This window comes from Citrobacter sp. LJND-P06 (assembly GCF_058188415.1).
The window spans coordinates 280,180-294,246 of sequence record NZ_CP187317.1; the positions used below are offsets into that span (position 1 = coordinate 280,180).

Genomic DNA, 14,067 nt, shown 5'->3' on the forward strand with positions numbered 1-14,067 from the left:
AATTAGGGCTTCCAGTCAGGAGGCCCTAATTTATTGCAATAGCGATGAATTGGATGGAGACAGAATTCCCGGGGTCCCGTTTATGTTGAAATAGCATCGGTAGTTATGAGTATTGGACTCGGTGAGCAATTCACTGATTTTCTGAAGATCATCAATGTCATAACGTTCATAACAATGCATATATCGGTCGAGTTCTCGCATACAGAGAATTTGACGAATACGTGATTCAATGCCCACATCCATAATGTAATTTTTGAACTTGGGAGAAATCCAAAAAAGTAACTCCATAATGTGATTGAGCTTTTCTGTAAGAGTCTCAATGACATCCTGTTTATTCCTTACCGACCCTATCATCCATGCAGGTTCATTATGGGAAATTCGATTTCTGAAAGATCGAACTTCCTCTATGCGGCGTCTAATGGTATCTCGTTGATGAAACATAACATTTTTCTTTTCCGGGACCCTGGGAAGCTTACGAAAGACTTTGGTTAATTCATGGGGCCAGAGATAACTTTTATTTGAACCGTCATAAAAATGCTTGTCCAGCAGATACTCCCAGGTCGCAAAATCGCATTGTGATATTACCTGATCAACTGTCGGTGTAGGGTTCGCAATTCCTTTGTTTTCCAGATTTCGCTTAGCGCTCTTTTTCGCAGTCTTAATGCTATCGTTGAATTTACGCACTTGTTCAGCCGTCGCCGGGTTGCCACTATCGTCAGTACCTTGACTGCATGGCACGAGTCCAAACCAATACTCGCCATTCGCTGCCTGGTATTTGGAAAACGCCACGTCGTGAAGGGCATTGCGTAATGCGACTTCAACAAGTTGAATAAGAGGATAAAACGCGCCCACAACAGCGAGATTCCAGCAATAAGCGCCTAAAAGCTGAGCATCCGTTTTCGTTGCAAGTGACGTGGTATAACTGCTTAGTCGTATACGGCTTAGGAGCCTTGCTGGTTCAGAGTAGTCATAGGATTCAGGCATGATCGTTCGTATGCAGTGGTTTTTTAGTCATTATTCCAAATCCTCAGAGGGTTAACCACTAAATCCTGAAGGTCCTGTGCTGTTAACTAATGGCTATATATCGTAAATACAGGGTACATACATGGTATTACTTGATACTCAAAAAATGAGCCGATATACTTAACCACGTAGCTAGTCGAAAGTTCTTCTCCCACCTTGTCGTGGTGCCAGTTCTTCGATAACAAGCGAAAGGATACCGGCCCCGAAATCATGAAAATGGTTTCGGGGTTGTTTTTTTGGCAGGGATTACCTTCTTTCACCCCTTCATCCACATCCGAACGCCGTCCAGGAACATCTGGGTCGCCATCATCACCAGAATCAGCCCCATCAGGCGTTCCAGCGCGTTAACCCCTTTCTCGCCCAGCAGGCGTAAAAATAGCGACGATTGCAGCAAAATCACAAATGTACCGCCCCAGGCGATCAGCAACGCAATCACCAAATGCCCCATCTGATTTGGGTACTGATGCGATAACAGCATCAACGATGCCAGGATAGTCGGGCCTGCGACCAGCGGGATCGCCAGCGGCACGATAAACGGCTCTTCACCCGCCGGAAGCCCGGCGCTGTTGCCTGACGCGCTGGGGAAAATCATCTTGATGGCGATCAGGAACAGGATGATACCGCCGGAGATCGACACGGTTTCTGCGCGCAGATTCAGAAATGCCAGAATTTTCTCGCCCGCAAACAGGAATATCAGCATCACCAACAGCGCAATGAACAGCTCGCGAACCATAATTGCGCGTCGGCGCCTGGGTTCGGTATGTTTCAGTACGGACATGAAAATGGGCAGATTTCCGAGCGGATCCATAATCAAGATCAATAAAACTGACGCCGAAATGATTTCATTCATAAGTCAAATTCCCAGATAATCAATACGGACTTTCTGCTTGTTTGCGCAGCGGGATAAGTCGCGTTACTGATGGCTTCGCTATCATTGATTAATTTCACTTGCGACTTTGGCTGCTTTTTGTATGGTGAAGGATGTGCCGCAGGATACTGGCACACATACACAGCACACATCTCTGCAGGAAAAAACGCTATGAAAAATGTTGGTTTTATCGGCTGGCGCGGTATGGTCGGCTCTGTACTCATGCAACGCATGGTTGAAGAGCGCGACTTCGACGCCATTCGCCCTGTTTTCTTTTCTACTTCCCAGCTCGGGCAGGCGGCACCGACGTTTGGTGCGACCTCCACCGGTATGCTTCAGGACGCATTTGATCTGGACGCGCTGAAGGCGCTCGACATCATTGTGACCTGTCAGGGCGGCGATTATACCAACGAAATCTATCCAAAGCTTCGTGAAAGCGGTTGGCAGGGTTACTGGATTGATGCCGCTTCCTCACTGCGTATGAAAGACGACGCCATCATCATTCTCGATCCGGTTAACCAGGATGTCATCACCGACGGCTTAAATAAAGGCATTAAGACCTTCGTCGGCGGCAACTGCACCGTGAGTCTGATGCTGATGTCGCTGGGCGGCCTGTTCGCCAACGATCTGGTTGACTGGGTGTCTGTCGCGACCTACCAGGCCGCATCCGGCGGCGGCGCACGCCATATGCGCGAACTGCTGAGCCAGATGGGCCATTTGTATGGTCATGTGGCCGAGGAACTGGCGACTCCTTCTTCTGCGATCCTCGATATTGAACGTAAAGTCACCACTCTAAGCCGTAGCGGCGAGTTGCCGGTTGATAACTTTGGCGTACCGCTGGCGGGCAGCCTGATCCCGTGGATCGACAAACAGCTTGATAACGGCCAGAGCCGTGAAGAGTGGAAGGGACAAGCGGAAACCAACAAGATCCTCAATACCGCGTCTGTGATCCCGGTCGATGGCCTGTGCGTGCGCGTGGGCGCGCTGCGCTGCCACAGCCAGGCGTTCACCATTAAACTTAAAAAAGATGTGTCTATTCCGACCGTGGAAGAACTGCTGGCGGCCCATAACCCGTGGGCGAAAGTGGTACCCAACGATCGTGATATTACCGTGCGTGAGTTAACCCCGGCGGCCGTTACCGGCACGCTAACCACGCCAGTCGGGCGTCTGCGTAAGCTGAATATGGGACCAGAATACCTTTCAGCGTTTACCGTCGGCGATCAACTGCTTTGGGGTGCTGCAGAACCGCTGCGCAGAATGCTGCGTCAGTTGGCATAACAGTGTGTTAAATATACAGGGGTGCTGAGTCACCCCTTTTTTGCGTAATACAGGAGTAAACGCGATGTTTCATTATTTACCAGGAGTTAGATAGAGCATTGGCTATTCTTTAAGGGTGGCTAAATACGGTGCGTATTTAGTCTTTACCTGGAGGTAGGACGGAGCAGAAAGGATGCACAGTGTGCTGCGCCGTTCAGGTCAAAGAAGTGTCGCTACCTGATGTCGAAGATCAGTTGGAAGGGGCGATACCATAAAACAGGATGACAACCATGTCCGTTCGTATCGATAGAGACGTGATTAATGCGCTTATTGCAGGCCACTTTGCGGATCCTTTTTCCGTACTCGGTATGCATCAAACTGACGCTGGCCTTGAAGTTCGGGCCCTATTACCTGACGCCACCGAAGTGTGGGTGATCGAACCTAAAACCGGGCGTAAAGTCGGCAATCTGGAATGCCTCGACTCACGGGGTTTCTTTTGCGGCGTAATGCCCCGGCGTAAAAATGTCTTCCGCTATCAACTCGCTGTTGTCTGGCATGGGCAACAGAATCTGATTGATGATCCTTATCGCTTTGGCCCTTTGATCCAGGAAATGGATGCCTGGTTATTATCTGAAGGCACGCATCTGCGTCCGTATGAAACCCTGGGGGCACATGCGGATACGATGGACGGTGTTACCGGTACGCGTTTCTCCGTCTGGGCGCCTAACGCCCGGCGCGTCTCGGTAGTCGGACAGTTTAACTACTGGGATGGTCGTCGCCACCCAATGCGCTTGCGCAAAGAGAGCGGCATCTGGGAGCTGTTTATCCCCGGCGCGCATAATGGCCAGTTGTATAAATACGAAATGATCGACGCACATGGCCGCCTGCGCGTTAAAGCCGACCCCTATGCGTTTGAGGCGCAAATGCGCCCGGAGACGGCGTCGCTCATTTGCGGTTTGCCGGAAAAGGTCGTCCAGAGCGAGGCGCGCAAACAGGCCAATCAGTTCGACGCGCCGATCTCCATTTATGAGGTGCATCTCGGCTCCTGGCGGCGTCACACCGACAATAATTTCTGGCTCAGTTATCGTGAACTGGCAGACCAGTTGATTCCTTACGTGAAGTGGATGGGCTTCACGCACATTGAATTACTGCCGATTAATGAACACCCGTTTGACGGCAGTTGGGGCTACCAGCCTACCGGCCTGTATGCGCCGACGCGCCGTTTTGGTACGCGCGACGACTTCCGTTATTTCGTCAATGCCGCGCATCAGGCGGGGCTGAATGTCATCCTCGACTGGGTGCCGGGGCATTTTCCGTCAGACGATTTTGGCCTGGCAGAGTTTGACGGCACCGACCTGTACGAACACAGCGACCCGCGCGAAGGCTACCATCAGGACTGGAACACGCTGATCTACAACTACGGTCGCCGCGAAGTCAGTAACTATCTGGTCGGCAATGCCCTGTACTGGATTGAACGTTTCGGGATCGATGCGCTGCGCGTGGACGCCGTCGCGTCGATGATTTATCGCGATTACAGCCGCAAAGACGGGGAGTGGATCCCCAACGAGTATGGCGGTCGCGAAAACCTCGAAGCGATCGAGTTTTTACGCAATACCAACCGTATTCTGGGCGAGCAGGTGCCCGGCGCGGTCAGTATGGCGGAAGAGTCTACGGATTTTGCAGGGGTTTCTCGCCCGCAGGACATGGGGGGGCTGGGCTTCTGGTTCAAATGGAACCTCGGCTGGATGCATGACACGCTGGATTATATGAAGCTGGATCCGGTTCATCGTCAGTATCATCACGATAAGCTGACGTTCGGCATGTTGTACAACTACACCGAAAACTTTGTTCTGCCGCTGTCGCATGACGAAGTGGTTCACGGCAAAAAATCCATTCTTGATCGCATGCCTGGCGACGCCTGGCAGAAATTTGCCAACCTGCGTGCCTATTATGGCTGGATGTGGGCCTTCCCCGGTAAGAAATTGCTGTTTATGGGTAACGAGTTTGCCCAGGGGCGCGAATGGAACCACGACGCCAGCCTTGACTGGCATCTGCTGGAAGGCGGCGACAACTGGCACCACGGCGTCCAACGCCTGGTTCGCGATCTGAACCACACCTACCGTCACCATAAAGCGCTGCATGAGGTTGATTTTGATGGGTATGGATTCGAATGGTTGGTGGTGGACGACAACGAACGTTCGGTGCTGATTTTTGCCCGTCGGGACAAAGCCGGTAACGAAATTATTGTCGCCAGCAACTTTACGCCGGTTCCACGTCCTGGCTATCGCTTCGGCATTAATCAGCCGGGGAAATGGCGCGAGATAGTGAATACCGATTCTATGCACTATCACGGCAGTAATACTGGCAATGGCGGAGCTGTACAAAGCGATGAAATTGCCAGTCACGGTCGCCAGCACTCACTGAGCCTCACATTGCCGCCGTTAGCCACCATCTGGCTGATGCGGGAGGGGGAATGAGCCAACTGGCCATCGGCAATGCCACGCCGCATGGCGCAACCTACGACGGTCATGGCGTTAACTTTACGCTCTTTTCTGCACATGCCGCGCGCGTAGAACTGTGCGTTTTCGACGCGCAGGGGGGCGAGAAACGCTATGAGCTACCGGGGCGGAGCGGCGATGTCTGGCATGGTTTTCTGGCCGATGCCAGACCCGGTCTGCGTTACGGTTATCGTGTGTACGGCCCGTGGCAGCCTGAACAGGGGTTGCTTTTCAATCCGGCGAAATTGCTGATTGACCCTTATGCGCGTCGGGTTGAGGGCTTTCTGAAAGATCATCCCGAGTTGCATGGTGGATACGACGCGCCGGATCGCCGTGACAGTGCCGCCATCGCGCCCAAATGCGTGGTGGTGGCCGATCATTATGACTGGGAAGATGACGCCCCGCCGCGTACGCCGTGGGGCAATTCGGTTATCTACGAGGCGCATGTGAAGGGGCTGACGTATCTGCATCCGGGGATCCCGGAGGCGATACGCGGCACCTACAAGGCGCTCGGTCATCCGGTGATGGTGGCGTATTTCAAACAGTTGGGGATCACCGCCCTGGAGCTGTTGCCGGTGGTGCATTTCGCCAGCGAACCGCGTTTACAGCGGCTGGGGCTGTCGAACTACTGGGGCTACAACCCCATGGCGATGTTCGCGCTTCATCCGGCCTATGCCTGCTCCCCGGAGACGGCGCTCGATGAGTTTCGCGACGCGGTGAAAGCGCTGCATAAAGCCGGTATCGAAGTCATTCTCGACATTGTTCTCAACCACAGCGCGGAGTTGGATCTCGATGGCCCGTTCTTCTCTCTGCGCGGAATCGACAACCGTAGCTATTATTGGATTAGAGAAGATGGTGATTACCACAACTGGACTGGCTGCGGTAATACGCTCAATTTAAGCCATCCCGGCGTGGTGGAGTATGCGTGCGAGTGCCTGCGCTACTGGGTTGAGACGTGCCATGTTGATGGCTTTCGTTTTGACCTGGCCTCCGTCATGGGGCGTACGCCTGAGTTTCGTCAGGATGCGCCACTGTTTAACGCCATCAAAAACTGTCCGTTGCTTTCAAATATTAAGCTGATTGCTGAGCCATGGGACATCGGTGAAGGGGGATATCAGGTCGGTAATTTCCCGCCACCGTTTGCCGAGTGGAACGATCATTTCCGCGACGCAACCCGGCGTTTTTGGTTGCAACACAATCTGTCGTCAGGTGATTTTGCGCAGCGTTTTGCCGCCTCCAGCGATGTGTTTAAACGCAATGGCCGTAAACCCAGCGCAACCGTGAATCTGGTTACTGCGCATGACGGATTTACGCTCAGAGACTGTGTTTGTTTCAATCAGAAACATAATGAGGCAAACGGTGAGGAAAATCGCGACGGCACCAACAACAATTACAGTAACAATCATGGTAAAGAAGGATTAGGCGGTACGTTAGACCTGATTGAACGGCGGCGCGACAGCATTCATGCCCTGTTGACGACGCTGCTGCTCTCTCAGGGGACGCCGATGTTGCTTGCGGGCGATGAGCATGGTCATAGCCAGCATGGCAACAACAACGCTTACTGCCAGGATAATGCCTTAACCTGGCTGGACTGGCAGCAGGCGAACAGCGGGTTAACCCTCTTCACTGCCGCGTTGATTCATCTTCGCCAGAAGATCCCTGCGTTAACCCGGGATAGCTGGTGGGAAGAAAATGACGGTAATGTGCAGTGGCTTAATCAGTATGCAAAACCCTTGAGTGGGGATGAGTGGCAAAACGGACCGAAACAGCTACAAATCTTGCTGTCGGGTCGTTTTCTGATCGCGATAAACGCCACGCTTGAGGTAACAGATATCGTTTTACCTGAAGGGGAATGGCGCGCTATTCCCCCATTCGCTGGAGAGGATAATCCAGTGATTACGGCTGTCTGGCAGGGACCTGCGCACGGACTGTGTGTGTTCCAAAGATGATAAAAAAGGAGTTAGTCATGGTGAGTTTAGATAAAAACGATCGTTTAATGTTGGCGCGCCAGCTGCCATTAAAATCTGTTGCCCTGATCCTGGCCGGTGGCCGTGGTACCCGTCTAAAAGACTTAACTAACAAACGCGCCAAGCCAGCCGTTCACTTTGGTGGCAAGTTCCGCATTATCGATTTTGCGTTATCCAATTGCATTAACTCCGGGATCCGCCGTATTGGCGTCATCACGCAGTATCAGTCCCATACCCTGGTGCAGCACATTCAACGCGGCTGGTCATTCTTCAGTGAAGAGATGAATGAGTTTGTTGACTTGCTGCCCGCCCAGCAAAGGATGCAGGGCGAAAACTGGTATCGCGGCACGGCAGATGCCGTCACCCAAAACCTGGACATCATTCGTCGCTATAAAGCGGAATATGTGGTGATCCTCGCGGGCGATCACATCTATAAGCAAGATTACTCTCGTATGCTGATAGACCATGTTGAAAAAGGGGCGCGTTGCACCGTGGCATGTATGCCGGTGCCTATCGAAGAAGCCAGCGCATTTGGCGTGATGGCTGTTGATGAGAGCGACAAAATTATCGAGTTCGTGGAGAAACCGGCGAACCCGCCAGCGATGCCAAACGATCCGACCAAGTCCCTCGCCAGTATGGGCATCTATGTTTTTGATGCCGACTACCTCTACGAACTGCTGGAGGAAGATGATGGGAATGAGGCGTCCAGCCATGACTTCGGCAAAGATATTATTCCGAAAATTACCGAAGCTGGCATGGCGTTTGCTCATCCATTCCCATTGTCCTGCGTGCAGTCTGACGCAGATGCCGAACCGTACTGGCGCGATGTTGGAACCCTGGAAGCGTACTGGAAAGCCAACCTGGATCTGGCGTCTGTTACGCCAGAACTCGATATGTACGACCAGGAATGGCCTATCCGTACGCACATGGAACCGTTGCCGCCCGCGAAATTTGTGCAAGACCGTTCCGGCAGTCACGGGATGACGCTCAACTCGCTGGTTTCCGGCGGCTGTATTATTTCCGGTTCGGTGGTAGTGCAGTCGGTTCTGTTCCCACGGGTAAGGGTGAATTCGTTCTGTAACATTGATTCGGCAGTCTTGTTGCCAGAAGTTTGGGTCGGACGTTCCTGCCGGTTGCGCCGTTGCATCATCGATCGCGCGTGTGTTATCCCGGAAGGCATGGTGATTGGTGAAAACGCGGAAGAGGATGCGCGTCGTTTTTACCGTTCAGAAGAAGGCATTGTGCTGGTCACGCGTGAGATGCTGCGCAAACTGCAGGTCAATCAGGAGCGATAATGCAGGTTATACATGTATGTTCAGAGATGTTCCCCCTGTTGAAAACCGGGGGGCTGGCGGATGTGATTGGCGCATTGCCCGCGGCACAAATTGCGGATGGCGTGGATGCCCGTGTATTGCTTCCAGCATTTCCTGACATTCGTCGGGGGGTCACCGATGCAAAGGTGGTTACCCGACGCGACACCTTCGCTGGAAGGATCACGCTGCTGTTTGGTCATTACAACGGGGTCGGTATCTACCTGATTGATGCGCCCCATTTGTATGACCGCCCGGGTAGCCCGTATCACGACACCAACTTATTTGCGTACACCGATAACGTGCTGCGTTTTGCGTTGTTGGGGTGGGTCGGATGTGAAATGGCCTGCGGCCTTGACCCATTCTGGCGCCCGGATGTGGTGCATGCGCACGACTGGCATGCAGGTCTGGCGCCTGCATATCTGGCGGCGCGCGGCCATCCAGCGAAATCGGTGTTCACCGTACACAACCTGGCATATCAAGGCATGTTTTATGCAAAGCATATGGATGACATCCAACTGCCATGGTCGTTCTTTAATGTGCACGGACTGGAGTTTAACGGACAGATTTCATTCCTGAAGGCGGGGCTGTACTACGCCGACCATATCACGGCGGTCAGCCCGACCTATGCGCGTGAAATCACGGAAGCGCAGTTTGCCTACGGGATGGAAGGTCTGCTGCAGCAACGGCACCGTGAAGGACGTCTTTCCGGCGTGCTGAACGGTGTGGACGAGAATATCTGGAGCCCGGAAACCGATCTTCTGCTGGCGTCACGTTACACGCGTGATTCGCTGGAAGAGAAAGCGGAAAACAAACGGCAGTTGCAGATAGCGATGGGCTTAAAGGTCAATGACAAGGCTCCGCTGTTTGCGGTCGTCAGCCGCCTGACCAGCCAGAAAGGGCTGGATCTGGTGCTGGAAGCCTTACCCGGTTTGTTAGAGCAGGGCGGGCAACTGGCGTTGCTCGGCGCAGGCGACCCCATCTTGCAGGAAGGGTTTCTTGCTGCCGCCGCAGAGCACCCGGGTCAGGTCGGCGTGCAGATCGGCTATCACGAGGCGTTCTCACACCGCATTATGGGTGGCGCGGATGTCATTCTGGTGCCCAGCCGTTTTGAACCGTGCGGCTTAACGCAGTTATACGGTTTGAAGTACGGCACGCTGCCCCTGGTGCGGCGTACTGGTGGGTTGGCTGATACCGTGTCGGACAGTTCTCTGGAGAATCTGGCGGACGGCATTGCCAGTGGTTTTGTATTTGAAGATAGTAACGCCTGGTCGCTATTAAGAGCGATTAGACGGGCTTTCGTGTTGTGGTCCCGGCCTTCGCTCTGGCGTTTTGTCCAGCGACAGGCAATGGCTATGGACTTTAGCTGGCACGTCGCGGCGAAGTCGTACCGCGAGCTTTACTATCGTTTGAAATAGTTATCCAGGAATCACTTATATGAATGCTCCATTTTCTTATGCATCGCCCACACTCAGCGTAGAAGCCCTTAAGCATTCTATTGCCTATAAGCTGATGTTTACGATTGGCAAAGATCCGGTCATTGCCAACAAACATGAGTGGTTGAACGCTACATTGTTCGCGGTGCGCGATCGTCTCGTGGAGCGCTGGCTGCGTTCTAACCGTGCTCAACTGTCACAGGAAACCCGTCAGGTGTACTACCTGTCGATGGAGTTTCTGATTGGCCGCACCCTTTCCAATGCGCTGTTATCGTTAGGTATTTATGACGATGTCAAAAATGCGCTGGAAGGTATGGGGCTCGACCTTGAGGAATTGATTGATGAAGAGAACGACCCGGGCCTCGGTAACGGCGGTCTGGGGCGTCTGGCCGCGTGTTTCCTCGACTCGCTGGCAACGTTAGGTCTGCCGGGACGCGGGTACGGTATCCGCTACGACTACGGCATGTTCCGGCAGAACATCGTCGACGGGCGGCAGAAAGAGTCTCCGGACTACTGGCTGGAGTACGGCAACCCGTGGGAGTTCAAACGCCATAACAAACGCTATAAAGTGCGTTTTGGCGGACGTATTCAGCAGGAAGGCAAGAAGACGCGCTGGATTGAAACCGAAGAAATTCTGGCCGTTGCCTACGACCAGATAATCCCGGGTTACGACACCGATGCGACTAACACACTGCGTTTGTGGAATGCGCAGGCCAGCAGTGAAATCAACCTCGGTAAATTTAACCAGGGTGACTACTTTGCGGCAGTGGAAGACAAAAACCATTCCGAAAACGTTTCCCGCGTCCTCTATCCGGACGATTCGACCTATTCGGGGCGTGAACTGCGTTTGCGCCAGGAGTACTTCCTCGTCTCTTCGACTATCCAGGACATCCTGAGTCGCCACTACCAGTTGCACAAAACCTACGACAATCTGGCGGATAAAATTGCTATCCACCTCAACGACACCCACCCGGTGCTGTCGATTCCTGAAATGATGCGTCTGCTTATCGACGACCATAAGTTCAGTTGGGATGATGCGTTTGAAGTGTGCTGCCAGGTTTTCTCTTACACCAACCACACGTTGATGAGTGAGGCGCTGGAAACCTGGCCGGTCGATATGCTGGGTAAAATTCTCCCGCGTCATTTGCAGATTATCTTTGAGATCAACGACTACTTCCTGAAAACTCTACAGGAACAGTATCCCAACGATACCGCTTTGTTGGGACGCGCGTCGATCATTGACGAGTCCAACGGTCGTCGCGTGCGGATGGCGTGGCTGGCGGTGGTGGTGAGCCACAAAGTTAACGGTGTCTCCGAGCTGCACTCCAACCTGATGGTACAGTCGCTGTTTGCCGATTTTGCGAAGATCTTCCCGACGCGATTCTGCAACGTCACCAACGGTGTGACGCCGCGCCGCTGGTTGGCGCTGGCGAACCCGCCGCTCTCCGACGTGCTGGATGAGAACATTGGCCGCACCTGGCGTACCGATCTCAGCCAGTTGAGCGAGCTTGAACAGCACTGCGATTTCCCGCTGGTTAACCATGCGGTGCGTCAGGCGAAGCTGGAGAACAAAAAACGTCTGGCGCTGCTTATCGCTCAGCACCTGAACGTGGTGGTGAATCCGAAAGCGCTGTTTGATGTGCAGATCAAGCGTATTCACGAGTACAAACGTCAGTTGATGAACGTGCTGCATGTGATCACCCGTTACAACCGCATCAAGGCCGATCCTGATGCCGAGTGGGTGCCGCGTGTGAATATTTTCGCCGGGAAAGCGGCTTCCGCTTACTACATGGCGAAACACATCATTCACCTGATCAACGACGTTGCGAAAGTGGTCAACAACGATCCGCTGATTGGCGACAAGCTGAAGGTGGTCTTTATTCCTAACTACAGCGTCAGCCTGGCGCAGGTGATCGTTCCTGCCGCCGACCTGTCTGAGCAGATTTCACTGGCAGGAACTGAAGCGTCCGGCACCAGTAATATGAAATTTGCCCTCAACGGCGCGCTGACGATCGGTACGCTGGACGGCGCCAACGTCGAGATGCTGGAGCATGTGGGTGCGGAAAATATCTTTATCTTTGGTAATACGGCGGAAGAGGTCGAAGCGCTGCGCAGTAAGGGCTACAAACCTCGCGAGTATTACGAGAAAGACGAAGAACTGCATCAGGTGCTGACGCAGATTGGCAGCGGTGTGTTCAGTCCGGAAGAACCCGGCCGTTATCGTGACCTGGTGGACTCGCTGATCAACTTTGGCGACCACTATCAGGTGCTTGCAGATTACCGCAGCTATGTTGACTGTCAGGATAAGGTCGACGACCTGTACCAGCGCCCGGAAGAGTGGACGGCCAAGACCATGCTCAACATCGCCAATATGGGGTATTTCTCCTCCGACAGGACGATCAAAGAGTATGCCGACACCATCTGGCATATTGATTCGGTGCGGCTGTAAGTTGTTTATCTAACGTCAACGGGACCACACGGTCCCGTTTTTTTGCCGTTATTTCAGAAAAGCGCCCGGAAGGAACTGCGATGCGTGTGATTTATACTCAAATGGAAACCGGGAATGTGATAAGCACACGATATAAAGGGACTTTAACAAGATGGAATTATTACGGAAAACAACGGCATTTAGCGATTGTCTATGCTCAGCATTGCTCTTGATGACGGTGTTAACTCTGACGGCAGGTTGTGTCGATCGGGAAGGATACTACAACAGCGTAAGAGAAGAAGAGAGCCATAAGTTGACCACTATATGGGGAGAGCCGACCCTCCGTTACACCGATGAGTGGCAAAAGTGGCCGAGGGTATATGGCGCAACGGCCTTATATCCGCTTTATGCTTCTGCTTACTACCAGTTAGTGCCAGAACCCACGGATTCCGCTCAAACCTCTGTGGCCTGGCAAAATTATGGTCTGTATCAGACACGCACGCCTGAAGCGTATGACAATCTCATCAAAGGCACTGCCAATATTATTTTTGTCGCTCAACCTTCTGAAGGGCAAAAGAAACGGGCGGCGGAGGCTGGCGTCAAACTGACCTACACGCCTTTCGCCCGCGAAGCCTTTGTCTTTATCGTTGATATAAAAAATCCAGTTAACACGCTTACTTCACAGCAGGTGAAGGATATTTTCAGTGGTAAAGTCACCCGCTGGAATAAAGCAGGAGGCAGCAACGAGCGTATAAAAGTCTGGCAACGCCCGGAAGACTCCGGGAGTCAGACGGTCATGCAGGAGGTGGTGATGCAAGGGACGCCGATGCTGCCTGCCAAAAAATCGACGGTGATTGATCTGATGGGCGGCCTCATCACGGAAGTGGCTGATTACCAGAATACACCCTCTTCGATTGGCTACACCTTCCGCTACTATGTGACGCGTATGAACGCGAACATGCTCAAAATGCGCAAACAGATCAAGCTGCTGGCAATCAACGGCATCGCGCCAACGGAAGAAAATATCCGCAACGGGACTTATCCGTACATTGTCGAGGCATATATGGTCACCCGCGAAAACCCAACGCCGGAAACGCAAAAGCTGGTGGACTGGTTTTTAAGCCCGCAGGGGCAGCAACTGGTGCAGGATGTGGGGTATGTACCGCTGTATAAGACGTTGCAATAGAGTGAACCCCTATCCACGGCAGTAAAGCAGCCGCAACGCCAGGCGCTGTGGCTTCTTTCAAAAGCTTAGCTCACAAGTGTTAGCCCTTGGGGTC

The 14,067-nt window shown here is 53.0% G+C and carries 9 protein-coding genes; 7 read left to right on the top strand and 2 right to left on the bottom strand.

Translation table 11 applies throughout. From position 1 onward, the window contains the following. Window positions 1-30: 30 nt before the first annotated feature. On the bottom strand, window positions 31-984 hold the full coding sequence (locus ACO7SM_RS01285) for a hypothetical protein (RefSeq protein ID WP_490469405.1): 954 nt from the start codon (window positions 982-984) through the stop codon (window positions 31-33). Window positions 985-1,279: 295 nt separating this feature from the next. Continuing rightward, entirely contained in the window at window positions 1,280-1,873 is a 594-nt protein-coding gene (gene yhgN / locus ACO7SM_RS01290; RefSeq protein WP_490469406.1) for an NAAT family transporter YhgN, read from the bottom strand. Between the two features lie 189 nt (window positions 1,874-2,062). Between yhgN and asd the strand changes: the two genes are divergently transcribed. From asd to ACO7SM_RS01325, 7 genes are all read left to right on the top strand, one after another. Then, complete coding sequence (asd, locus tag ACO7SM_RS01295; RefSeq protein ID WP_490469407.1) at window positions 2,063-3,169, top strand: aspartate-semialdehyde dehydrogenase; 1,107 nt, start codon at window positions 2,063-2,065, stop codon at window positions 3,167-3,169. A gap of 269 nt (window positions 3,170-3,438) precedes the next feature. Beyond that, a complete protein-coding gene (gene glgB, locus ACO7SM_RS01300; RefSeq protein ID WP_490469408.1) occupies window positions 3,439-5,625 on the top strand; it encodes a 1,4-alpha-glucan branching enzyme in 2,187 nt (728 codons plus the stop codon). After that, window positions 5,622-7,595 (top strand): glycogen debranching protein GlgX, encoded by a 1,974-nt coding sequence (gene glgX / locus ACO7SM_RS01305; protein WP_490469409.1) that lies wholly within the window; start codon window positions 5,622-5,624, stop codon window positions 7,593-7,595. Before glgB ends, glgX begins: the two co-directional genes overlap by 4 nt. Before the next feature lie 17 nt (window positions 7,596-7,612). Beyond that, the gene (glgC, locus tag ACO7SM_RS01310) at window positions 7,613-8,908 is read left to right on the top strand and encodes a glucose-1-phosphate adenylyltransferase (RefSeq protein ID WP_490469410.1); all 1,296 of its coding nucleotides are present in this window, start codon (window positions 7,613-7,615) and stop codon (window positions 8,906-8,908) included. Continuing rightward, on the top strand, window positions 8,908-10,341 hold the full coding sequence (gene glgA, locus ACO7SM_RS01315) for a glycogen synthase GlgA (protein WP_192614260.1): 1,434 nt from the start codon (window positions 8,908-8,910) through the stop codon (window positions 10,339-10,341). Before glgC ends, glgA begins: the two co-directional genes overlap by 1 nt. A 19-nt stretch (window positions 10,342-10,360) precedes the next feature. Beyond that, window positions 10,361-12,808, top strand: a complete 2,448-nt coding sequence (glgP, locus tag ACO7SM_RS01320; protein ID WP_490469411.1) for a glycogen phosphorylase — start codon at window positions 10,361-10,363, stop codon at window positions 12,806-12,808. 211 nt (window positions 12,809-13,019) lie between these two features. Further along, window positions 13,020-13,973 (top strand): PstS family phosphate ABC transporter substrate-binding protein, encoded by a 954-nt coding sequence (locus tag ACO7SM_RS01325; protein WP_490469412.1) that lies wholly within the window; start codon window positions 13,020-13,022, stop codon window positions 13,971-13,973. Window positions 13,974-14,067 lie beyond the last annotated feature (94 nt).